Consider the following 19487-nt stretch of genomic DNA (forward strand, 5'->3'; position numbering starts at 1 on the left):
TCGCTTGCCGCCTTGGCACTTCGCGACGAGGGCGTTCTTAAATACCTCTGCCATTGAAGTTATCACCACAAATTCGCTGCAGTGCGAAGAGAGCCTGCCGGTGCTAATGGAGAATCGCCTATCGTTTGATTGGGCGTCTGTCGCGAAGTTGAAGCGCAGCCGTTCTTCGATAGTCGTATGATGCGCTTTGCGTGAGTGACTACGGAAGAGGCGGGTACTTTGCCCGCGACAAACCTGAACATCATTGTGCCGGCCGGGGGCTGGAGCAAGCAAATGAGCGACTGGATGACTTCCGGCGCCGACGCGCCGTGTTCGCCAACTACTATCTCTCACGATCGACGCGTCCGGCGTCGTGCAGGCTGGCTGAAGCTGGGAGCGCCGACCTTGTGTATTGCGGTTCTGTTATCAGTGCCGCTGATGCAATCGGTCGCTGCGCGCGATCGCGGACAATTCGCCAATACCAGCCCCGATCTGAAAGCCTGGTTCGATAGTCTGCGCAGCGGTAAGGGTCCGTGTTGTTCCGATGCAGACGGCAGCGCCGTCAGCGATGTGGATTGGGAATCCAACAGCGGGCACTACAAGGTGCGGATCGACGGGATGTGGCTCGACGTACCTGACGAAGCTGTCATCACGGTGCCGAACCGCGTCGGTCGCACCATGGTGTGGCCGATACAGGGTTCGTCCGGCACAGTGATCCGTTGTTTCATGCCAGGTAGCATGACGTAGCTGGTCACAACGCCCGGCGGACCGATGCGAGCGCGGCGATCAGCGAGATCGCCGCGAGGACAATGACCGCGGCGCCATAGATATCGAGCGTGAGCGGCAGGCCGAGCGTCGGGATCGCCAAGCCTGCGACGATAGTCGGCAGGCTGAAGGCGAGATAGCAGATGATGAAAATTACGGAGAGCAATCCAGCGCGTTCATGCGCGGGGACCAGCGGCACAACGGTCCGGATGCTACCGAAGAATCCGGCGCCGAAGCCGAAACCGGCAATGACGGTGCCGACCAATAGTTGCGGGACGCTTTGTGTGTAGACCCCGCCCAGCGTGATCACCACGCCGAGAATAAGACACACCATGCTGCGGATCAGAATGGTGGTGCCAGGCCATTTGCGCGCCACCAGCATCGAGGCGGCACCGCTCAAGGTCAGCGCCGTCACGGCGATTCCACCAAGGAGAGGCGAATTCGATCCGGTGATGAGCCGGAGCAGCGAGGGCATCAGCGACAAGTAGAATCCGCCCAACGCCCAGACGGCAACGTTGCCCGGCGAGACCAGGGTCAAGGGTTGTCGCACGTGAGGCGGTACGGTCACGATCGGTCGGAGCGACGCCCATGCGCCGGGACGACGCGCAACCGTTTCCGGCATCCACCACAGCAGAATGGCTTGTATGAGCGTTACTGCGAGGAGCAGCAGATAGACCAGTTGGGTCGGCATTGGCGCGTAGCTGACGAGCACGCCTGATAGCAACGCGCCGATCCCTGTGCCCGTTACGGGCGTCAGGCTGTTCATCAGCGATCCGTGCGCGCGGTTCAGATCGAGCATGGCAGCACCGATGGTGCCGAAGGCAATGCCGGTTGCAAATCCCTGAATGGTGCGGGCGGTGATCAGTGCCACGACGGAATCTGCCGTAATGAAAACCAGCAGCGCCAGGACATTCAGGATCAGCGCCGAGAACATCACGGGCCGGCGACCGATATAATCCGACAATCCCCCGACCGTCAGCAGCGCAACCAGCAGACTGAGCGCATAGGCGGAGAACACCGTCGTGACCATGACCGGCGAGAGGTGCCAGTGGTCCTGATAGATCCGGTAGAGTGGTGTCGGTGCGCTGGCGAACATGGCGACAGTGCCGAGCGTTGCGATCTGAAAAATAATGGCAGCGCGACGCGTCATCACGCCTTTCGGCCGGGCGTCGAGATTGCTGGACATCGGGGAAGAGACCTAATGGACAAGGTGGGGCAAGCCCAATGGTCGCTTCCGTCCTTGATTGATTTTACCGCTGTCCAATGCTTGCTCAGGTGATGCGCGGAGCAACAGCAGAGAAAGATGATGCATGCATGGCCAAGCCTTCACAACGGCGGCTGGCTCGCGCGCCCTGTGCGAGATTGCATGGCTCGTCTGGATCGCGCCCCTTAACACGGCGCGAATCTTTCCTATACTCAGGCTGTCACGAACAATGAAAGGAGGTGGTCCAGTGTCTAATTCCAAGCGCTGTCACCTCGCTGAGGCCGCCCGCTAGGCTCACTCTTTGAGCTTCGGAAGGGCGTCTCGGCGCCTGGTTCAGCGAGAACAGGGAAGGGGCGCGCCGAGTAATCGGTGCGCCCCTTCTTCTGAGCGCAAACCTGTCGCGCCGTGAAACATGACGCTTGATCTGCCGGTCATCCGTGACAATCTATCAGACGTTGCTTGTGTCCGGAGTAGCAGCAATGCCGGGAACACCGCGCGATCTGGCGGAGAGAATGGCCGCGCGCCAGCAGCGGCGTGCCATCGATGACGGCTATGTGCGCGAGAGCTTCACACAGCCACGCGAAAACGCCCGCAAGACGGCGCGGGCGTTTCTGGACCGGTTTCCGAAGCAGGCTTACATGAGCGAAGTTGAGCGCTGGCGCGAGCTGCCAGACGGCGACATTGAATTTACGATGCGGCGGCTGCGGACCGCTGATTGAGCTGACACGCGGCAATCATCTGGCTGATGTCGTGCTCGCTCATGCCTGTAGCGTCCGATTTTTCGACTGGATCGGCGGCACATGCGTGGATCGCATAGCCGATATCGAGAAGACGGCGCGGCGGATCTTCCTCGCCCAGGCCGACCTCCGTCACCAAACCACTCTCGACGGCATGCCGCCAGACATCTGATTTACTGGGGAAGGCCTTGCTGACTTTGACCGAATTTGAAAACAGCGCGTAGGGCATGCGGCAACCTCCGTGATGAGGCGATAACGCGGAATATGGCATCTGGTTGCGCTGCAGCAAGCCCCACTTTCGTTATCCACGAGGTCGTGATGATCGGTCGGCCGTCAGTCCCGCTGGGTAATCCGCAATTCCAGCAGCGCCATGGTCTGGAGCATCGTGGGATCGCGTTCACCCTCGCTTGTGGTGCGCAGGATGCTTTCGGCGATGGATTGCACGTGAGCGGAGTTGACGGGATGCGGCAGCGTTGAAACAGCCCCGTCCAGCGCTTGTTTCATCACTGAGATTGTGTCTGGCGGAAACGCGGCATGGGAAAAATTCTTCACGGTGGCTCCCGGGTTCAAACGGATAAACGCACCCAACTGTTCACGGGACAACAAGAGTTCGGGCGCGCGAATGTTCCTGCCGCAAAGTTGTGCAGATCCGTGGAGGGCGTCAGCTGCTGCGTGTCGGTGCCAGGTTCCGGAAACGGTCGCAGGGATGTCAGGATTCGGTGTCAGCCGGCCGAGCGGCTTTCTTCTTGGCGCCCTGTCGCAGAAATGTCGCGCCGATTTCCTCGCCATTGACCCAGGCCAGCTCGCAGCGACGGAACGCCAGTCCTGTGGACGACAGCAGCAGGAAGAATTCCTTGAGATTAATGCCCTCGATCGAACTCTCGACGATAAGGCGTGCGCCCGTCTCGGACACGTCCATGATGCGGCAACTGCGGCGCCATGTGCCGTCAATGGCCATGAGCCAGACAGGGAAACCGCGCTCGAACGCGACGCGGCCAGCATTTGGTTTTTCAGGGGTCATCGACGCTTCCTTGGCGCCGGGGATTTTAAATTGGATGGTGGTAACGGCTGGTAAATGCCGTTGACGGCAGACTTCGCGGTTCAGCACGCCATCGAGATGTTGTTTTCAAAGAGCGCCGCGGCGCACAGCCTTATTCGGTTGAATGGTGCAACCGCAACGACGGGTTTCAGACGCGGCGGTTGTGGAGGTGCGCGTTAAGCGCGAAGCGAGCGCCTAGTCTCTGGAAAAGCCGAATGGACACAGGCGTTTAAGGGCACCTGTGATGGTGCACTCGGAGCGATTCGAACGCCCGACCCTCGGAATCGAAATCCGATGCTCTATCCAGCTGAGCTACGAGTGCGACGGCGGCACCATAGCGGCGAAAGTCGCAAAAGCTAGCCCCGCGATGGGGGAGCGCAGCGGTTTTGCCTAACGTCGGGGAGGCTGCTCGCTATAGTCTGCCTTTATGAATCAAGGCCGACTCAAATCCGGTCCGGTGGATTTCGTCCTGTCCGGGTGGCTACCGACTGCGCTGCTTCTGATCGTGACCTTAGTGGTCGGTCCCGCGCTGGGCGGATTGTCGCGTCCGCTCTTCGTGGTCGGCTGCGCCGCTGCTGGCTGGCTGGCCTGGCAACGCAGCACCGCGGCCCATATCCAGTCGGCCATCCTGCTGTTTGCCTTCGCACCATTCGTGCGGCGCGTGGTCGATGTGTCGGTCGGCTACGACGCGGCCAGCATCATGCTGATCGGGCCGCTGTTGTTCATCCTGACGCCGTTACCGAGCCTGTGGACGTTGCTGTCGTCCCGCGAGCAGTTGCGCGATCCCTGGCTGATCGCGCCGGCTATCGTGCTGGCCTGCATCGCTTACGGTGCCATGCTGTCGGTTTTTCAGAATGACTGGATGAGCGCGGCGACAGGTGCGTTGAAGTGGGCGGCGCCCGTGCTTTACGGCATCGCTTTGCAGCAGCGCGCAAAGTCTGATGGCGAACTCGTCAATGCCATGGCGCGCATCTTTCTGGTGGTGCTGCCGCTGACGGGTCTCTACGGCATATGGCAATATGTCGATCCGCCGAGTTGGGATCGGTTCTGGATGAACTATGCCTCGATCCTGTCGGCAGGATATCCGCTGCCCTATATGGTGCGCGTCTTCAGCACGATGAACGGGCCCGCCACTTACGCGACCTTCACCGCGACGGGACTGCTGTTGCTGGGCTTCCTGAGACCGGGATGGCAGTCGCTGATTGCCCTGGCGCCCGCGGCACTGGGTCTGTTGCTGTCGCTGTATCGGACCGGCTGGATCGCGCTCGCGCTGGCCGTGGTGTTCTGCATGGTGTTTCAATCCACACGGCGGCGGGCGCTTGCGACCGGACTTGGCATCGTCGGCGCAGCCATGGCGGCGGTCCTGTTCACGCCCTTCGGCGATGTGATCACCGAGCGGCTGCAGTCGCTCGGCAGCGGTTCCGAGGATGGCAGCGGCAACGAGCGTCTCGAAGAATTCGTGACGCTGTGGAATACGCCTGACAGCATGGTGGTGGGATCTGGCTTCAGCTTCACCGATATCGGTGTCGCGGGCACCATGCCGGTCGATGGCCAGATCATTGCGAGCTGGCTCACGCTCGGCATTCCCGTCGGGCTGCTTTGTTTGGCAGCCTATATCTGGGTCGGGGTCTGGAGCACGTCTGCGGCATGGCGGATGCCGACCAAAGAAGGCGTGGTGCTCGGCGCTCTGTCGCTTGGCGGTATCCTGATTCACTTGCCTCTGACCAGTATCTCGTCAGGTGAGATATCTGCTCTGTTCTGGATGATCTTCGCGATGGCCTGTCCGCACGACCAGACTGTCAGACCTGCCGAGGATGCCGCGATGCCCCTGGAGCAGGCGCGAACCGGCAGAGTTTAGTCCGATCGGGCTGCCTGGCTGACAAACGGAGCGGGTGCAGGTTTGCGCCTCGGCAGTGGCGCAAGGCCGAGTGGTGCCAGCAGGTTCAGCCGCTGTAACACGACATGGGCTACCATGGGCAAGATCACGCCGGCCGCGGTGCCTGCGAGGAGATAGGCCCACGGCATTGGCGGCACGTGCAGCATCTGCATGATGATCCGCGTTCCCGACCCAGCCATGATGTGCAGCACATAGATCGTCATGGACATGACGCCGACGAGTGCAAGCCAGCGATGCCGCGTCTCGTTCAGCAATTTGCAAAGCAGCACCACGCCGGTGATGCCGAGAATACATGCCGGAAGCGAAGTCGCGCCATTTGCATCGAAGCCGGAGAGCGGTCCTCCAATCGCAACCGCCGCAGCGAAAGCGGTGGCGATCACGGTCAACATGATCCAGCCCGTTCGCCCATGAGGCTGCCACGCCATCACGATGCGGGTTGCATAGAGACCTGCGACATAAAACGGCAGGTGATGCATGGTGAGCGCAAGATCGGGCCGGATCGGCAACAGCATGAACACGATCAGACCGGCGAGCGCGACGACAATCATGATGGTGCGATTGGGAATGAGCACGGCCAGTACGTGGCAGATCATCAGGGCATACAGAAACCAGAATTGCGCCATCGGCCGATACCAGATCGCCATGAGGTCGCTGGCGGTGATGGGAATATTGGCATTGCGCGATATCAGCATGATCACGCCGCCCTGGATCAGCGACCACAGCACATAAGGGTAGGCGATCGTCCATGCCTTGCCGGCGAGGAACGGCCGAGCGCCGCGTGCGAGGCTGTGCTGCACGTTCAGGCCTGCGAGAAAGAAGAACAGCGGCATGTGGAACGTATAGAGCGTATAGCTCATCCACTGCGCGAGCGGTCCGTCAGGAAACAGATGCGGCGGTATCAGGCCGCCGAGTACGTGGCCATAGACCACGAGAATGACGCCTATACCGCGTGCAAAATCAATCCAGACCTGACGCGCGTGATCGCCTCGGGGGCCTGATATTGCTGCCTGTTCGATTGGTGATAGTTGCATCGTGGGCGCCGCTGGTTCTGATGATCTGGATCAGCAAGCCAATATACGCTGGGAGCCGTACGCCATCGTTAACGTCGATATGGGAAATCGTGCCCAATCGCACAGGTGTTTAGGCGCAAACGGGGCTTGATTTCTCGGTCATTTCGGTGCCCATCTGCCCGACAAGCTGCCGGCAAGCAGTTCTGTGCTCCATTGGTACGCCGACACGTTCAAGGACCTCTCGTGACTGACTACGTTCGCAAAATCCTGGACAGCCGCGTCTATGACGTCGCGATCCAGACGCCGCTGGACCCGATGGTTCGGCTGACCGCGCGCATGGGGAGCCCCGTGCTGCTCAAGCGCGAGGATTTGCAGCCGGTGTTCTCGTTCAAGATTCGTGGCGCGTACAACCGCATTGCAGGGCTGTCCGCGGAGCAGCGCGCGGCCGGCGTGATTTGCGCGTCGGCTGGCAATCATGCGCAAGGCGTGGCGCTGTCGGCGCAGCGGCTCGGGATCAAGGCAACCATCGTGATGCCGGTGACCACGCCGCCGATCAAGATCGATGCTGTCAGATATTGGGGCGGCAATGCCGTGCTGTTCGGCGACACGTTCGACGAAGCAGCGGCGCATGCGCGCAAGCTCGAGGCCGAGCAGAAGCTGACCTTCGTGCATCCCTATGACGATCCCGACGTGATCGCGGGGCAGGGCACTATCGGCATGGAAATCCTGCAGCAGCATCCCGATCCCATCGAGGCGGTGTTCGTGCCGATCGGCGGCGGCGGGCTTGCGGCCGGCGTTGCCTCCTTCATCAAATTTCTGCGCCCGGAGACCAAGGTCATCGGTGTCGAGCCAGTCGATGCCGCATCGATGAAAGCCGCGATAGATGCTGGCGAGCGCGTCGTTCTCAATCGCGTCGGTCTGTTTGCCGACGGCGTGGCCGTGCGCCAGGCCGGCGTCGAAACATTCCGTCTCTGCCGCGAATTGCTCGATGATGTGATCACGGCGGACACCGACGAGATGTGCGCTGCCATCAAGGATATTTTCGAGGATATGCGCGTGATTGCGGAGCCGGCCGGCGCCTTGGCGCTGGCAGGACTGAAGAGCTATGCCGCGAACAATCCCACGCGCACCGGCGCGCTAATTGCCATCAACAGCGGCGCCAACATGAATTTCGATCGCTTGCGGCACGTCGCAGAGCGTGCCGAGGTCGGTGAGGCCCGCGAGATCCTGCTGGGCGTGACCATTCCGGAGCAGCCCGGCAGTTATCGCCGCTTCATCCAGACCATTGGCAATCACAACATTACCGAGTTCAACTATCGCTATGCCGATGCCAAGGAAGCCAATGTCTTTGTCGGCCTGAAGCTGAGCGGCGCGAAGAACGACAAGGGCGAGCTGATCGGGCAGTTGCAGGCGCTCGGCTACAAGGTGCTGGACATCAGCGCGGACGAAACGGCCAAGCTGCACATCCGCTATATGGTTGGCGGGCGAGCACCGCCGGCTTTGCGGGACGAGGTTATCCTGCGCTTCGAGTTCCCGGAGCGTCCGGGCGCCTTGCTGAAATTCCTCGACCAGATGGGCGCGGACTGGAACATCACGCTGTTCCACTACCGTAACCACGGTGCGGATTACGGCCGGGTGCTCGTTGGGATTGAAGTCCCGCAGGCCGACCGGCCGACCCTGACGCAGCGGCTGACCTCCCTCGGCTATCCCTATGAGGACGAAACACAAAATCCGGTCTACCGGATGTTCCTGAACGGCTAGGCCGGGTGGGGCAGAGAGTGAGGCAGGGCCGGTTTCTGCCTTTTTTTCGCTCAAAGGCGATGCTTAACGGAATACTAGCACTGTCCGGCCAGAGTCGGGCGGTGTGCTGATGCCGGAAAAGGGCGTTGGCTTGGGGTCCCTTACCGGTTTCATCACGCGATGCGTCTTTCGCTGCTGCCTGTCCTGATGTCCCTGCTGGTGCTGTCCGTGGCTCCGGCCAAGGCAGATTTGCGCATCACCCGCGACCACGGCGGCTATGTCGAGGAATACAAGGCCAAGTATGAGCGCATCCGCGACCGCAAGGAGCGGGTGATCATCGACGGCATCTGCAATTCGGCCTGCACCCTGGTGTTCGGCATCGTGCCGATGAACAAGGTCTGCGTGACTCCGCGCGCCAGCTTGGGCTTCCATCAGGCCTATTACGACAAGGCCTTCACCTTCGGCATGAAGGTGATCAGCTACGAGGGCACCTCAGACCTGATGGCCTATTATCCGCCGCCGGTGAAAGACTGGCTGGCACGCAACGGCGGTCTCACGCCGGAAATGAAAAAGATCAAGAACGGCATGGATCTCTGGAAGATCGTCGATCCCTGCCCGGAAGAGTTTTTCTAGCTTTCAATCTTCAATCGACCTGAATGCCTTCGCGGTCATGACACCGCGAGCCGCGCATCGCCGCGCCTGATCAGCGCCAGCGCGATCAGCACCGTCGGCGCGAGAATGCAGGCGGCGAGGGCGACGATCTGCCACTGCGACAGCGGATTGATGCCGCCGCCGGGTGTCGCCATCACGAAGCCACCGATCACCAGCAGCACACGTAGTGGCCATTCCATCGCGCCCGCACGGCGGAGATCGCCGACATAGGCTTGATAGCCCTGAATGCCGCCGCAGATGAAGACAATGCCGAGACAGGCAAGGCCGGTGAGGCCGAACGCTTCGAGGTAGGGGCTGTCGCCCTGCAATAGCAGCGCCGGATTCAGCACGAAGAAGAACGGGATGAAATAGATGATGCTGCCGACCCACATCGACTCCCAGCCGGTCTTCATCGCCGGCGCGCCGGCAATGCCGGCGGCGGCAAAGGAGGCGATGGCGACCGGTGGCGTGATCGAGGACAGCATGCCCCAATAGAAGATGAACATGTGCACGGCCATCTTGTTGAGGCCGAGCTTCTCCAGCGCCGGTGCAACAAGGATAGCGAGGAAGATGTAGCAGGACGTCGTCGTCAGGCCGAGGCCGAGGATCAGGCTGGTGAAGGCGCACATGATCAGCAGCAGGAAGACGTTGCCGCCGGCGATCGCCAGAAGGTCGTTGGCCAGGCTCGAGATTACACCGGTGAGTGAGAACGCACCGATCAGCAGGCCACAGCCGGCGAGAATGGCGATCAGTTCGACGAAGGTCTTGCCGTTGAGTTCGAGGAAGTGGATCCAGCGCGCGCCGCCCCAATTCTTGCCAGGGAAGAATTCATTGAGCGCAGCGAGGATGCACATTCCCCATAGATAGGCGTTCTGCAGATCGAGCCAGATCATCAGCCCGGTCAGCGCAATCGAGAGCGCCAGGACGGCGGTGTTGCCCTTCTTCCACGGTGCCGGGCCTGACCATTGATGCAGGATGACCAGCAAAGCGGTGGCGTAGAACGGCGCGTGGCTCTCGCGTTTGAAGTACAGCAGCATCACGACAAGGATCGCGATGACAAAGAGATAGTACCAGCCCTCCTTGAGCGCGTCCATGAAGCGGGGCAGTTCCTCGCGCGGGATGCCTTCAAGCTTGTGACGCGCGGCGTAGCTGTCGACCTGCGCGAACAGACCGAAGTAATACAAGATCGACGGAATGGTGGCGGCGAGGGCGACGTCGGCGTAACTCGTGTTCATGAACTGTGCCATGACGAAGGCCGTCGCGCCCAGCACCGGTGGCGCCAGCACGGCGCCGGTGGACGCGCAGGCTTCGATCGCTCCTGAATAGGACGGCGTGAAGCCGGTTTTCTTCATCGCGGGGATCGTCATCGTTCCAGCGGTGAGCACATTGGACACGATGCTGCCGCCTACGGTGCCGAGCAGGCCAGATGCAAAGATGCACACCTTTGCCGCGCCACCACGGAAGGTACCGCACATCGCGAAGGCGATGTTGATGAAGAACTTGCCGGCACCTGTCATCATCAGCGCCGTGCCGAACACCAGGAAGCCGATCACGGTGTCGGCAAATGCCTGGATCGGAATGCCGAGCAGGCTTTCGCCCGACAGCACGTGATAGGCCGTGGTCTGCTCCAGCGTCGACTGGGTGCCGCGGAACGGTCCGAGCCATTTGGCGTCGGCAAACAGTGGATACAGCGTGAAGGGGAAGACGCTGAGCAACAGGCTCCAGCCGCCGGTGCGGCGCAGCGCCTCCATCAGCACGAACCACATCACGAGGCCTGCGGCGATCACGGGTTTAGGTGCGCCGTCGAATTCCCAGCCAAATTGCGCGGCCTTGCGGATGTTCATCATCAGGAAGATCGCGGCCGCGAAAGTGGCGACGAACAATACGACGTCGTACCATGGCACACGGTCGAGATCGGCCTTCGACGTTCCCGGAAAGATCAGGAACGTGAACGGCAGCATCAGCGCGATTAGCAGATAGAAATATTCGGTGTTGAGTTGCGTGACATCGACGAAGAAACGCAGCGAAAATTGCTGGTTGATGCAGAGCAGGATGGTCGCGAGGGTGGCTAGTATCAGTGCCCAGCGCCACACGCCGTGCAAGGCGCGAACGCGCGAGACCTCGGATTCCTGGAGGTCGGCGACCCCATGGGGATCGTCAAGTTCCATTTTTACGGGGATGTCGGATGCGGGCCGCGCATGATCGGGTGACGAAATTGACATAATGGCCCCGATTATTGTTCGCGGTTACAGCTAAAAATAACGACGTTATTCGAAGCCGTTCGCCATGCCGACCTTCTTGAGCGCAGCCGCGCGGGCCGTCATCCAGCCGTCGAGAAACTCCTTTTCACCGGCTGATGCACTGGCCTTGGCGTATTCGCTCCATGCCGCCTTCAAGACGTCCTGCCGCTTCAGCAGTCCGTCATTGTGTGTCTGGTCTTCTGGCGTCCAGTTGCCGGCTTCCTTGAGCGCTTTCACGGCGCCGGGATGAAACGGAACGACCCATTTCATGGACTGCGCCTTTACGGCGAGGCCTAACGCGCCTGGTGCGTTGTCCTTGTAGGCGTCAAAGTTGACGATCATCGCCTTGGTGATCGCGTAGATCTGATCTTCCGCCTGCAAGCCGTAGACGGTCGCGACGGGGTAGGGGTAGGTGCTTATGTTGACGGGCGCTGATGCCGTGATGCCCGCGCCGCAGGTCGCGACATGCGGATTGAAGAACGGTGCCACACGCTTGACGCGCTCCCAGCCGGCCTTGTCTTCCGCGGGGAGGGGCGGCCAGATGATGCCGCGCGGCGATGTTTCGACTTCCTTGGCCGGGCCAGTGATGGTGGTAGCAAAGGCTGCATCGACGTCGTTGTTCACCATGCCTTTCCACATTGCACCGTAGCTTGCGAACTCGATCGGCTTGATGTCTGCCTTGGTGAGACCGCCAAACGCCATGATCGCAAGCGAGTTCTGGTTCAGGGCAGGTGAGCCGACGACGAAGCCGACGCGTTTGCCGCGTAGATCCTTGATCTCTTTCACACCGATATCGCGAGCGACGCCGAGCGAGGCGCCATTACAGTCGATGGTCGACAGCGTGACCTGCGCTGGCTGAGGGCCCCATTCCTTGACGCCGAATTCGAACACGCCTTCCTGCGCGAAGTAGATGCCCGAGCCCATCCAGGCAATCGTGGCGCGACCGGCGCGCAATGGCGCCAGCCGCGCGACATCATTGCCGGCAGGCAGCACACGCACATCGGTGGAATATTTGTCCTTCATCATCTTGCCGACGGCGACGGCGATGTTGAAGCCGGCAGTGCCGGTGTCATAGGCGGTGACCGCCATGGTCGGTGGAAGCTTGATATCCTGTGCGCATACAGCGCCGGTCGTACTGAGCACGGCAACGGACGCCAGCGCGATGAGCCGGTGAAGCATTTTCCCCTCCAGATGCATTCGCTTTGCGAATTGCTTTTTATTGTTCGGCGATCATGTCATCGCCGTCAGGCGCTGGCAATGTCCTGAGGCAGTTTGCTGGATGATGGGAGCGGTCACCATCTCAGACAGAATGCCGCAGCACATTGGTAAGGTAGTCGAGACCGTCACTGCATGTCTGCTCACGTCTCGACTGTGCCGAGCAACTGTCCTTCCGTGACCACGTCGTCGACCGCAACGATCATCGATTTGATTTTACCTGCGGCAGGAGAGGCGACCGGAATTTCCATCTTCATGGCTTCGACAAAAGCCACCTCGTCTCCTTCATTCACGGAATCGCCGGTTGCGAGCGGCAGTGAGCAGATGCGGCCGGCGACTTCGCTGAGGATCTTGATCTCTGGCATGGTGTTCTCCGCGATCACGCGGGCGGCTGCTCGCTATAGGTGTAGCGCCGACGCGACCGGACAATTCCTAAGAATGAGAAGAAACGAGCAGCTTGGTGTTGTCGCCGCAGATTGCCTGAGGTAGCGTAGCCCGCAAGTGGAATATAATTCCGCACAGTGGAACGGGACGGCGGCGCACATCGGGGCAATCCAACGGATTGGCTCCCCGCGAGATGCGTCGTTTTAAGGAAAACGCATCATGGGACGACGTTCGGAACGGCTCAGCAAACAAGGCATGCTCGCCAGCGATCTGGCAGGCGACGGCGATGTGATCCAGGTGGTCTCGCGCGCCTTTGATATTCTTCGCTGCTTCGAGGGCCATGATGCCCGGCTTGGTAATCTCGAAATCTCCAATCGCTGCGGCCTGCCACGCTCCACCGTATCGCGCCTGACGCATACGCTGACGCGCATGGGCCAGCTCGCCTATCTGCCTGCAGATCAGAAGTACCGCATCGGATCGAGTGCGGTCGCGATGAGTGCTTCGATGATGCGGGGACTTCAGGTGCGCAACCTGATCCGCCTGCGTTTGCAGGAAGTGGCGGAGCAGGTACCTGGCACGATCGGCTTCACGATTCCCGATCGTTTCCACATGGTCTATCTCGAATATGCCCGCGCCGATCACGCGCTCGGATTGCATTCGACCACCGGCAGCCGCATTGCCATGGGCCGGACCGCAGCCGGTCATGCCTACACCGCAGCGCTCGACGAAGACGTCGGCAATGCTCTGATCAACGATATTGCGCGCGAAATGCCCGAGGACGCCAAGATCCTGCGCGGCAAGATCGTTGGGAACCGTGAATGTCTGCGTGACAACGGCTACGTCCTCGCAGGTGGCCTTTGGTCGCCGCATATCACCGGCATTGCGACGCCGATCTGGTCGCCGCAGTATCAGACCTATGTGGTCGTCACCATCGGTCTGCTTGCCGCCATGTATGACGAGCAGCGCCTGCAGGACGAGATCGCTCCGATCCTGCGTCAGCTCAGCGGCACGATCAGCATGATGGTTCAGAACGCAGATAGCGGCCTGACCAGTGCGCCCGTTCCAGATGCGCCTCCCGCGCCAACAGCTCAGAAAAAAATGCTCCCGGAGGGAATGAATGAACTGGAAGCCGGAACTCGACGACCTCGCCCGGCGCGAAGCCTTCGCGCGGGAGATGGGGGGCGCTGACAAGGTCAAGCGGCAGCATGACCAAGGCCGGCTCACAGTTCGTGAACGTATCGACAGACTGATAGATGCAAAAAGCTTTCACGAAGTCGGGGCAGTCTCCGGCATCGGTGAATACGATGCGTCTGGCGAGCTGAAGCATCTGACGCCGGCGAATTGCGTGTTCGGTCGTGGCAAGATCGACGGCCGGCCTGTCGTCGTTGTTGGCGATGACTTCACCGTGCGCGGCGGTTCGGCTGATGCGTCGATCTCGGCCAAACCGCTGATGGCAGAGGAAATGGCGCATGACTTCCGGCTGCCGATCATTCGCGTGATCGAAGGCTCCGGCGGCGGCGGCTCGGTCAAGACCATCGAGACCAGGGGCGCAGCCAATCTGCCGGGCGGCGTCGGGGGCACGCGCTGGTACTGGTACACGACGTCCAATCTGGCGCAGGTGCCGGTCGTTGGCCTTGGCCTTGGTTCAGTCGCCGGCCTCGGCGCTGCGCGGCTCGCAGCCAGCCATTATTCGGTGATGACGAAGAATTCCGCGATGTTCGTTGCAGGGCCTCCCGTGGTCGCGCGCCTCGGCCAGTCGCTTGAGAAGAAGGAGCTCGGCGGCGCCGATATCCAGACGCGCGCTGGCGGCGTCGATCATGCCGTGGAGACCGAAGAGGAGGCATTCGCCTGCGCGCGGCGCTTCCTGTCCTATCTGCCATCGTCTGTCTATGACTTGCCGCCCACGATCGCCTGCAATGATGATCCCGAACGTGCGGAAGAATCTCTGCTGAAGGCCGTGCCGCGCAACCGCCGGCAGGTCTACAAGATGCGCCCGATCATCGACGCCGTCGTCGACAAAGGCTCGTTTTTCGAGATGGCGGCGAATTTCGGCCGGCCGATCATCACCGGTTTTGCGCGTCTCGAAGGCCGTGCGGTACTGCTGCTTGCCAGCGATCCGTTCCACTATGGCGGCTCGTGGACCGCGGAAGCCTGCCAGAAGGTCGTGCGCTTCGTCGACCTCGCTGAGACGTTCCATCTGCCTGTCGTCTATCTCATGGATTGCCCGGGTTTCATGATCGGGCTCGATGCGGAGAAGGCAGCGACCATCCGTCACGGCGTGCGCGCCATGGCCGCGGTCAATCAGACCACGGTGCCGTGGTGCACGATCATCATCCGCAATGCGTTCGGCGTCGCTGGCGTGGTGCATCAGCCGGCCAACCGGTTCTCGATGCGTTACGCATGGCCTTCGGCCTATTGGGGCTCGCTGCCGCTGGAAGGTGGCATCGAGGCGGCCTATCGCGCCGAGATCGACGCGGCGGACGATCCAAAGCTCAAGCAGCAGGAAATCGAGGAGCGCCTCAACAAGCTGCGCTCGCCATTCCGTTCGGCCGAGAAGTTCTGGGTCGAGGAAGTCATCAACCCCACGAAGACGCGCTCGCTGCTGTGTGAGTTTGCACGTCTTGCCGAACCGCTCCGCACGGCAGGTCCGTCACGGCTCGCGATGCGGCCGTAAGCTATATTCGCCGCAGTAGCACGCTGGCGTTGACGCCGCCGAAGCCGAAGCCATTCGAGAGCACGTGCTCCATGGCCATCGGCCGCGCCTTGCCGCGGATCAGATCGATGCCATCGGCAGACGGATCGGGATTTTCGAGATTGAGCGTGGCCGGAGCGATCTGGTCACGCAGCGCGAGGATTGCGTAGACCGCCTCAAGCCCTCCGGCTGCACCGAGCAGGTGGCCCGTGGCGGATTTGGTCGAGCTTACAGCGACTCCGCCGTTCGTTCCGAAGATCGACTTGATCGCTTCGAGCTCGCCGTGATCGCCGACCGGCGTCGATGTCGCGTGGGCGTTCAGATGCTGGACATCGGCAGGCGTGATACTGGCCTGTGCCAGAGCGATATCCATCGCGCGCCTGGCGCCATCGCCGTCCTCGCGGCCGGCTGTCATATGGAACGCATCGGAGGTCGTACCGTAGCCGATCAGTTCGGCAATCGGTTTCGCGCCGCGTGCCAGGGCATGGTCGCGTTCCTCGAGCACCACGATGCCGGCACCTTCGCCCATGACAAAGCCGTCGCGGTCGCGATCGAACGGGCGCGAGGCGCGCTCCGGATTGGCGACGAAGTCGGTGGAGAGCGCGCGAGCGGCGGCGAAGCCGCCGAGGCTGACACGGTCGATACAGGCTTCGGCACCCCCGGCGATGGCGACATCCGCTTCGCCGGAGCGAATGAGACGCACTGCATCGCCGATCGCCTGCACACCCGCGGCGCAGGCTGTCACGGGTGCGCCGAGCGCGCCTTCGAAGCCGTAGCGGATCGAGATGTGACCGGCGGCCAGATTGACCAGGAACGAGGGCACGGTGAACGGCGACAGCCGGCGGATACCCTTGGTGTCGGTGGTGCGGACGGCGTCGGCAATCGCCGGAAAGCCGCCGATGCCCGAGGCGACGATCGTGGCCGTGCGCTGGCGTTCTCGCGCATTCTTGGGCTGCCAGCCCGCCTGCGCAATGGCTTCATCGGCAGCCATCAGCGCAAACAGGATGAAGCGATCCATCTTCTTCTGATCCTTGCGCGGCGCCGCCTTGTCGGGATCGAAACCGCCTTCCGGATCGTTGGCGATGTCAGGTACCTGGCCACCGACCTTGGCGGCGAGATCAGCTGTCATGGCCTCCGGCAACAGGCGGAGACCGGATTGACCTGCGAGCAGCCGAGACCAGTTGATCTCGACGCCGCAACCGAGCGGCGACACCGCTCCCATCCCCGTAATTACAACGCGGCGCATGATGTATTCCCGTTCTGATATGAGTGGCGAGCGGCCTGAATCCCGTGGGGATCAGGCGGTCGCGACCTTCTTGTCCTTTGAAATCGCCAGCACGATCAGCGCTGCAATAATACATAGCGCACCTGCCGCGAAAAAGGCAGGCAGATAGCTGAGCAGGACCGTGCGCGACAGGCCGGCGCCGAATGCCGCCGTTGCTGCGCCCAGTTGATGACCGGCGAAGATCCAGCCGAATACCAGACCCGCGCGTTCAGGTCCAAACTTCGACGCTGTAAGCCGCACGGTGGGCGGCACGGTGGCGATCCAGTCTAGGCCATAGAACAGCGCGAACAGCGACAGACCGTAGAACGAGAAGTCGGTGAACGGCAACGCCAGCAGCGAGAGGCCACGCAGGCCGTAATACCAGAACAGCAGGTAGCGGTTGTCGTAGCGATCGGACAGCCAGCCTGACGCGATGGTACCGACGAAATCGAACACGCCCATCGCCGCAAGCAGTCCGGCCGCCTGAATCTGCGGGATGCCGAAGTCGAGGCACATCGGGATCAGGTGCACCTGCACGAGCCCGTTGGTGCTGGCGCCGCAGATGAAGAACGTGGCGAACAGGATCCAGAACACCTTGGTCTGGGCAGCATCACGCAGGGCACCGAGCGCTGCCGCCATGATCGGCGAGGTGTTCGGTGGCGGCGCGGCCAGCGGTTCGGTGCTGGTGTCGCCATAGGGGCGAATGCCGATGTCGCTGGGACGGTCCCGCATCACCAGCAGCACCCCGAGCGCGGCTATGGCCAGCATCACGCACATCAGCGCCAGTGCCCAGCGCCAGTTGCTGTGCTCGGTGATGCTGGCGAGGATCGGCAGGAAGATCAACTGGCCGGTGGCCGCGCTCGCGGTGAGGATACCCACGACGAGACCACGGCGTGCGCTGAACCAGCGCGCTGCGACGGTGGCGCCGAGCACCAGCGCCGTCATCCCAGTGCCAATACCAACGGCGACGCCCCAGAGCGCCATGAGCTGCCAGACCTGCGTCATTCCGAGCGACAAGATGAGGCTTGCAGCAACGACGAGCAGGGCGATCAGCGTGACGTTGCGCAAGCCATAACGGTTCATCAGCGCCGCGGCGAACGGTGCCATCAGGCCGAACAGCACGAAGCGGATCGACATGGCGGAGGAAATCTCTGCGGTGCTCCAGCCGAACTCCTTCTGCAGCGGCACGATGAAGACGCCGGGCGCGCCAACCGCTGCAGCGCTGACCAGCGCCGTCACGAAGGTCACGGCGATCATCGCCCATCCATAGTGAATGTTGCGGCGGGCGAGGGCAGTGGAGAGCCATCCGGAAATCATCTGGTTTCCTGCAATCAATGAGAATAGGCGTCGCGGCGACCACCGCCGCGACGATCATATCTGGGAAAGGCGGTTCAGTGAACGATGCGTTCGATGGCGATCGCGGTCGCTTCACCGCCGCCGATGCACAGCGCCGCGACGCCGCGTTTCAGCCCTCTGGCTTCCAACGCATGCAGCAGCGTCACGATCAGCCGCGCACCGGTCGCGCCGATCGGATGGCCCAGTGCGCAAGCGCCGCCATTGACGTTGAGCTTCTCACGAGGGATACCAAGGTCGCGTTGCGCGGCCATCGGCACCACGGCAAAGGCCTCGTTGATTTCGAACAGATCGACATCGGCGACGCTCCAGCCGACCTTGTCGAGCAATTTGCGGATTGCCGGAATGGGCGCGGTCGTGAACCATTGCGGTTCCTGGCTGTGCGTGGCGTGGCCATGGATCACGGCCAGCGCGGGCAGGCCCTCACGATCCACGAGGGAACGCTTGGCCAGCACCAGGGCGGCAGCGCCGTCGGCATTGGCGGACGAAGCAGCGGGCGTGATGGTGCCGTTACTGCGGAAGGCTGGTTTGAGGTTCGGGATCTTGGCGGGATCGACCTTCAGCGGATGTTCGTCATTGCCGATCTCGCGTGGTCCGGACTTCTCGACGATGGTCAGTGGCGTGATCTCTGCCTTGAAGGCGCCGCTCTCCACCGCCTTGCGCGCGCGGGTCAGCGTTTCGATCGCATAGGCGTCCTGATCTCCGCGCGTGAACTGATAGGCCTCAGCGGTGGCTTCGCCGAAGTCACCCATCGAGCGACCGACCTCATAGGCATCCTCAAGCCCGTCCATCAGCATGTGATCGATGATGCGATCATGGCCGACGCGATAACCGCCACGCGCCTTCTGCAGTAAATAGGGCGCATTGGTCATGCTCTCCATGCCGCCGGAGACGACGATCTCGGCCGAACCGGCATGGATGATGTCGTGGGCAAGCATGGTCGCCTTCATGCCGGAGCCGCAGACCTTGTTGATCGTCGTGGCCCCGGTGGCATCCGGCAGCTTGGCACCTCGGGCGGCCTGGCGGGCGGGCGCCTGACCCTGGCCGGCGGGAAGCACGCAGCCCATGAAGACTTCATCGATGCGCTCGGGTGTCAGTTTCGCGCGTGCCACGGCGGCACCGATCACGTGGCTGCCGAGCTTGTGGCCGGAGAAGGGCGATAGTTCGCCCTGGAAGCGGCCGAGCGGAGTGCGGGTGGCCGAGACGATGACGACCGGATCTGAAGCTGCGGACATGATGGAGGCTCCTTCGCGCAAGCGCGGGTCATTTGGATGACACTCATCATATGATGCGCTGCAAGATACGCAATGCCGGCCT

The 19487-nt window shown here is 61.8% G+C and carries 18 protein-coding genes and 1 tRNA gene; 7 read left to right on the plus strand and 12 right to left on the minus strand.

The genetic code is table 11. From position 1 onward, the window contains the following. The first annotated feature begins 273 nt into the window (after nucleotides 1–273). Nucleotides 274–726: a hypothetical protein gene (locus AB8A50_RS04035; RefSeq protein WP_089267260.1), complete on the plus strand. Its 453-nt coding sequence runs from the start codon at nucleotides 274–276 to the stop codon at nucleotides 724–726. 4 nt (nucleotides 727–730) lie between these two features. Here the strand turns inward: AB8A50_RS04035 and AB8A50_RS04040 are convergent, their stop codons facing one another. After that, nucleotides 731–1930, minus strand: coding sequence for an MFS transporter (locus AB8A50_RS04040; RefSeq protein WP_439076960.1), 1200 nt, complete (start codon nucleotides 1928–1930; stop codon nucleotides 731–733). A gap of 497 nt (nucleotides 1931–2427) precedes the next feature. Here AB8A50_RS04040 and AB8A50_RS04045 point away from each other — a divergent pair, with 497 nt between their 5' ends. Next, the gene (locus AB8A50_RS04045) at nucleotides 2428–2667 is read left to right on the plus strand and encodes a hypothetical protein (protein ID WP_093758827.1); all 240 of its coding nucleotides are present in this window, start codon (nucleotides 2428–2430) and stop codon (nucleotides 2665–2667) included. Here the strand turns inward: AB8A50_RS04045 and AB8A50_RS04050 are convergent. The 4 genes from AB8A50_RS04050 to AB8A50_RS04065 form a co-directional block, all read right to left on the minus strand. After that, nucleotides 2636–2914, minus strand: coding sequence for a hypothetical protein (locus AB8A50_RS04050; protein WP_210185330.1), 279 nt, complete (start codon nucleotides 2912–2914; stop codon nucleotides 2636–2638). The genes AB8A50_RS04045 and AB8A50_RS04050 overlap by 32 nt on opposite strands. Nucleotides 2915–3018: 104 nt before the next feature. After that, complete coding sequence (locus AB8A50_RS04055; protein ID WP_093759133.1) at nucleotides 3019–3237, minus strand: hypothetical protein; 219 nt, start codon at nucleotides 3235–3237, stop codon at nucleotides 3019–3021. A 157-nt stretch (nucleotides 3238–3394) separates the two neighbouring features. Beyond that, nucleotides 3395–3706, minus strand: a complete 312-nt coding sequence (locus AB8A50_RS04060; protein ID WP_089267262.1) for a pilus assembly protein PilZ — start codon at nucleotides 3704–3706, stop codon at nucleotides 3395–3397. A 263-nt stretch (nucleotides 3707–3969) separates the two neighbouring features. Then, a tRNA-Arg gene (locus AB8A50_RS04065) sits at nucleotides 3970–4046 on the minus strand. Between the two features lie 105 nt (nucleotides 4047–4151). On the opposite strand from AB8A50_RS04065, the gene AB8A50_RS04070 reads away from it, so the two are divergent. After that, on the plus strand, nucleotides 4152–5582 hold the full coding sequence (locus tag AB8A50_RS04070) for an O-antigen ligase family protein (RefSeq protein ID WP_210269069.1): 1431 nt from the start codon (nucleotides 4152–4154) through the stop codon (nucleotides 5580–5582). On the opposite strand, the gene AB8A50_RS04075 is transcribed toward AB8A50_RS04070, so the two are convergent. Beyond that, complete coding sequence (locus AB8A50_RS04075; protein ID WP_439076961.1) at nucleotides 5579–6652, minus strand: acyltransferase family protein; 1074 nt, start codon at nucleotides 6650–6652, stop codon at nucleotides 5579–5581. The two genes, AB8A50_RS04070 and AB8A50_RS04075, sit on opposite strands and share 4 nt — an antisense overlap. A gap of 222 nt (nucleotides 6653–6874) precedes the next feature. Here AB8A50_RS04075 and ilvA point away from each other — a divergent pair, with 222 nt between their 5' ends. Together ilvA and AB8A50_RS04085 are read left to right on the plus strand one after the other, a co-directional pair. Continuing rightward, the gene (ilvA, locus tag AB8A50_RS04080; RefSeq protein ID WP_184516047.1) at nucleotides 6875–8392 is read left to right on the plus strand and encodes a threonine ammonia-lyase, biosynthetic; all 1518 of its coding nucleotides are present in this window, start codon (nucleotides 6875–6877) and stop codon (nucleotides 8390–8392) included. A gap of 159 nt (nucleotides 8393–8551) precedes the next feature. Next, complete coding sequence (locus tag AB8A50_RS04085) at nucleotides 8552–9004, plus strand: hypothetical protein (RefSeq protein WP_089267265.1); 453 nt, start codon at nucleotides 8552–8554, stop codon at nucleotides 9002–9004. 35 nt (nucleotides 9005–9039) lie between these two features. Here AB8A50_RS04085 and AB8A50_RS04090 read toward each other — a convergent pair whose 3' ends face one another. From AB8A50_RS04090 to AB8A50_RS04100, 3 genes are all read right to left on the minus strand, one after another. Beyond that, nucleotides 9040–11190: a TRAP transporter permease gene (locus AB8A50_RS04090; protein WP_439076962.1), complete on the minus strand. Its 2151-nt coding sequence runs from the start codon at nucleotides 11188–11190 to the stop codon at nucleotides 9040–9042. 99 nt (nucleotides 11191–11289) lie between these two features. Next, complete coding sequence (locus tag AB8A50_RS04095) at nucleotides 11290–12441, minus strand: TAXI family TRAP transporter solute-binding subunit (RefSeq protein ID WP_439076963.1); 1152 nt, start codon at nucleotides 12439–12441, stop codon at nucleotides 11290–11292. A gap of 179 nt (nucleotides 12442–12620) precedes the next feature. Further along, the gene (locus AB8A50_RS04100) at nucleotides 12621–12842 is read right to left on the minus strand and encodes an acetyl-CoA carboxylase biotin carboxyl carrier protein subunit (RefSeq protein ID WP_092151921.1); all 222 of its coding nucleotides are present in this window, start codon (nucleotides 12840–12842) and stop codon (nucleotides 12621–12623) included. A 238-nt stretch (nucleotides 12843–13080) separates the two neighbouring features. Here AB8A50_RS04100 and AB8A50_RS04105 point away from each other — a divergent pair, with 238 nt between their 5' ends. Together AB8A50_RS04105 and AB8A50_RS04110 are read left to right on the plus strand one after the other, a co-directional pair. After that, entirely contained in the window at nucleotides 13081–14049 is a 969-nt protein-coding gene (locus tag AB8A50_RS04105) for an IclR family transcriptional regulator (RefSeq protein WP_320443935.1), read from the plus strand. Next, entirely contained in the window at nucleotides 13979–15535 is a 1557-nt protein-coding gene (locus AB8A50_RS04110) for an acyl-CoA carboxylase subunit beta (RefSeq protein ID WP_184516056.1), read from the plus strand. The genes AB8A50_RS04105 and AB8A50_RS04110 overlap by 71 nt, the downstream gene beginning before the upstream one ends. 1 nt (nucleotide 15536) lies before the next feature. On the opposite strand, the gene fabF is transcribed toward AB8A50_RS04110, so the two are convergent. From fabF to AB8A50_RS04125, 3 genes are all read right to left on the minus strand, one after another. Continuing rightward, a complete protein-coding gene (fabF, locus tag AB8A50_RS04115) occupies nucleotides 15537–16799 on the minus strand; it encodes a beta-ketoacyl-ACP synthase II (RefSeq protein ID WP_439076964.1) in 1263 nt (420 codons plus the stop codon). Between the two features lie 51 nt (nucleotides 16800–16850). Next, the gene (locus AB8A50_RS04120) at nucleotides 16851–18134 is read right to left on the minus strand and encodes an MFS transporter (RefSeq protein WP_439058180.1); all 1284 of its coding nucleotides are present in this window, start codon (nucleotides 18132–18134) and stop codon (nucleotides 16851–16853) included. A gap of 74 nt (nucleotides 18135–18208) precedes the next feature. Further along, complete coding sequence (locus tag AB8A50_RS04125) at nucleotides 18209–19405, minus strand: acetyl-CoA C-acyltransferase (RefSeq protein WP_439076965.1); 1197 nt, start codon at nucleotides 19403–19405, stop codon at nucleotides 18209–18211. Nucleotides 19406–19487: the final 82 nt, after the last annotated feature.

This window comes from Tardiphaga sp. 841_E9_N1_2, from assembly GCF_051811065.1.
GTDB classification, from domain to species: domain Bacteria; phylum Pseudomonadota; class Alphaproteobacteria; order Rhizobiales; family Xanthobacteraceae; genus Tardiphaga; species Tardiphaga robiniae.

Bases quoted from the DNA above. Each gene is read 5' to 3' on its own strand.
- AB8A50_RS04110 (WP_184516056.1), top strand. From the start codon at position 13,979: ATGAACTGGAAGCCGGAACTCGACGACCTCGCCCGGCGCGAAGCCTTC.
- AB8A50_RS04100 (WP_092151921.1), bottom strand. From the start codon at position 12,842: ATGCCAGAGATCAAGATCCTCAGCGAAGTCGCCGGCCGCATCTGCTCA.
- AB8A50_RS04090 (WP_439076962.1), bottom strand. From the start codon at position 11,190: ATGGAACTTGACGATCCCCATGGGGTCGCCGACCTCCAGGAATCCGAG.
- AB8A50_RS04060 (WP_089267262.1), bottom strand. From the start codon at position 3,706: ATGACCCCTGAAAAACCAAATGCTGGCCGCGTCGCGTTCGAGCGCGGT.
- AB8A50_RS04035 (WP_089267260.1), top strand. From the start codon at position 274: ATGAGCGACTGGATGACTTCCGGCGCCGACGCGCCGTGTTCGCCAACT.
- AB8A50_RS04085 (WP_089267265.1), top strand. From the start codon at position 8,552: ATGCGTCTTTCGCTGCTGCCTGTCCTGATGTCCCTGCTGGTGCTGTCC.
- AB8A50_RS04050 (WP_210185330.1), bottom strand. From the start codon at position 2,914: ATGCCCTACGCGCTGTTTTCAAATTCGGTCAAAGTCAGCAAGGCCTTC.
- AB8A50_RS04075 (WP_439076961.1), bottom strand. From the start codon at position 6,652: ATGCAACTATCACCAATCGAACAGGCAGCAATATCAGGCCCCCGAGGC.
- fabF (WP_439076964.1), bottom strand. From the start codon at position 16,799: ATGCGCCGCGTTGTAATTACGGGGATGGGAGCGGTGTCGCCGCTCGGT.
- AB8A50_RS04045 (WP_093758827.1), top strand. From the start codon at position 2,428: ATGCCGGGAACACCGCGCGATCTGGCGGAGAGAATGGCCGCGCGCCAG.
- AB8A50_RS04095 (WP_439076963.1), bottom strand. From the start codon at position 12,441: ATGCTTCACCGGCTCATCGCGCTGGCGTCCGTTGCCGTGCTCAGTACG.
- AB8A50_RS04105 (WP_320443935.1), top strand. From the start codon at position 13,081: ATGGGACGACGTTCGGAACGGCTCAGCAAACAAGGCATGCTCGCCAGC.
- AB8A50_RS04120 (WP_439058180.1), bottom strand. From the start codon at position 18,134: ATGATTTCCGGATGGCTCTCCACTGCCCTCGCCCGCCGCAACATTCAC.
- AB8A50_RS04040 (WP_439076960.1), bottom strand. From the start codon at position 1,930: ATGTCCAGCAATCTCGACGCCCGGCCGAAAGGCGTGATGACGCGTCGC.
- AB8A50_RS04125 (WP_439076965.1), bottom strand. From the start codon at position 19,405: ATGTCCGCAGCTTCAGATCCGGTCGTCATCGTCTCGGCCACCCGCACT.
- AB8A50_RS04070 (WP_210269069.1), top strand. From the start codon at position 4,152: ATGAATCAAGGCCGACTCAAATCCGGTCCGGTGGATTTCGTCCTGTCC.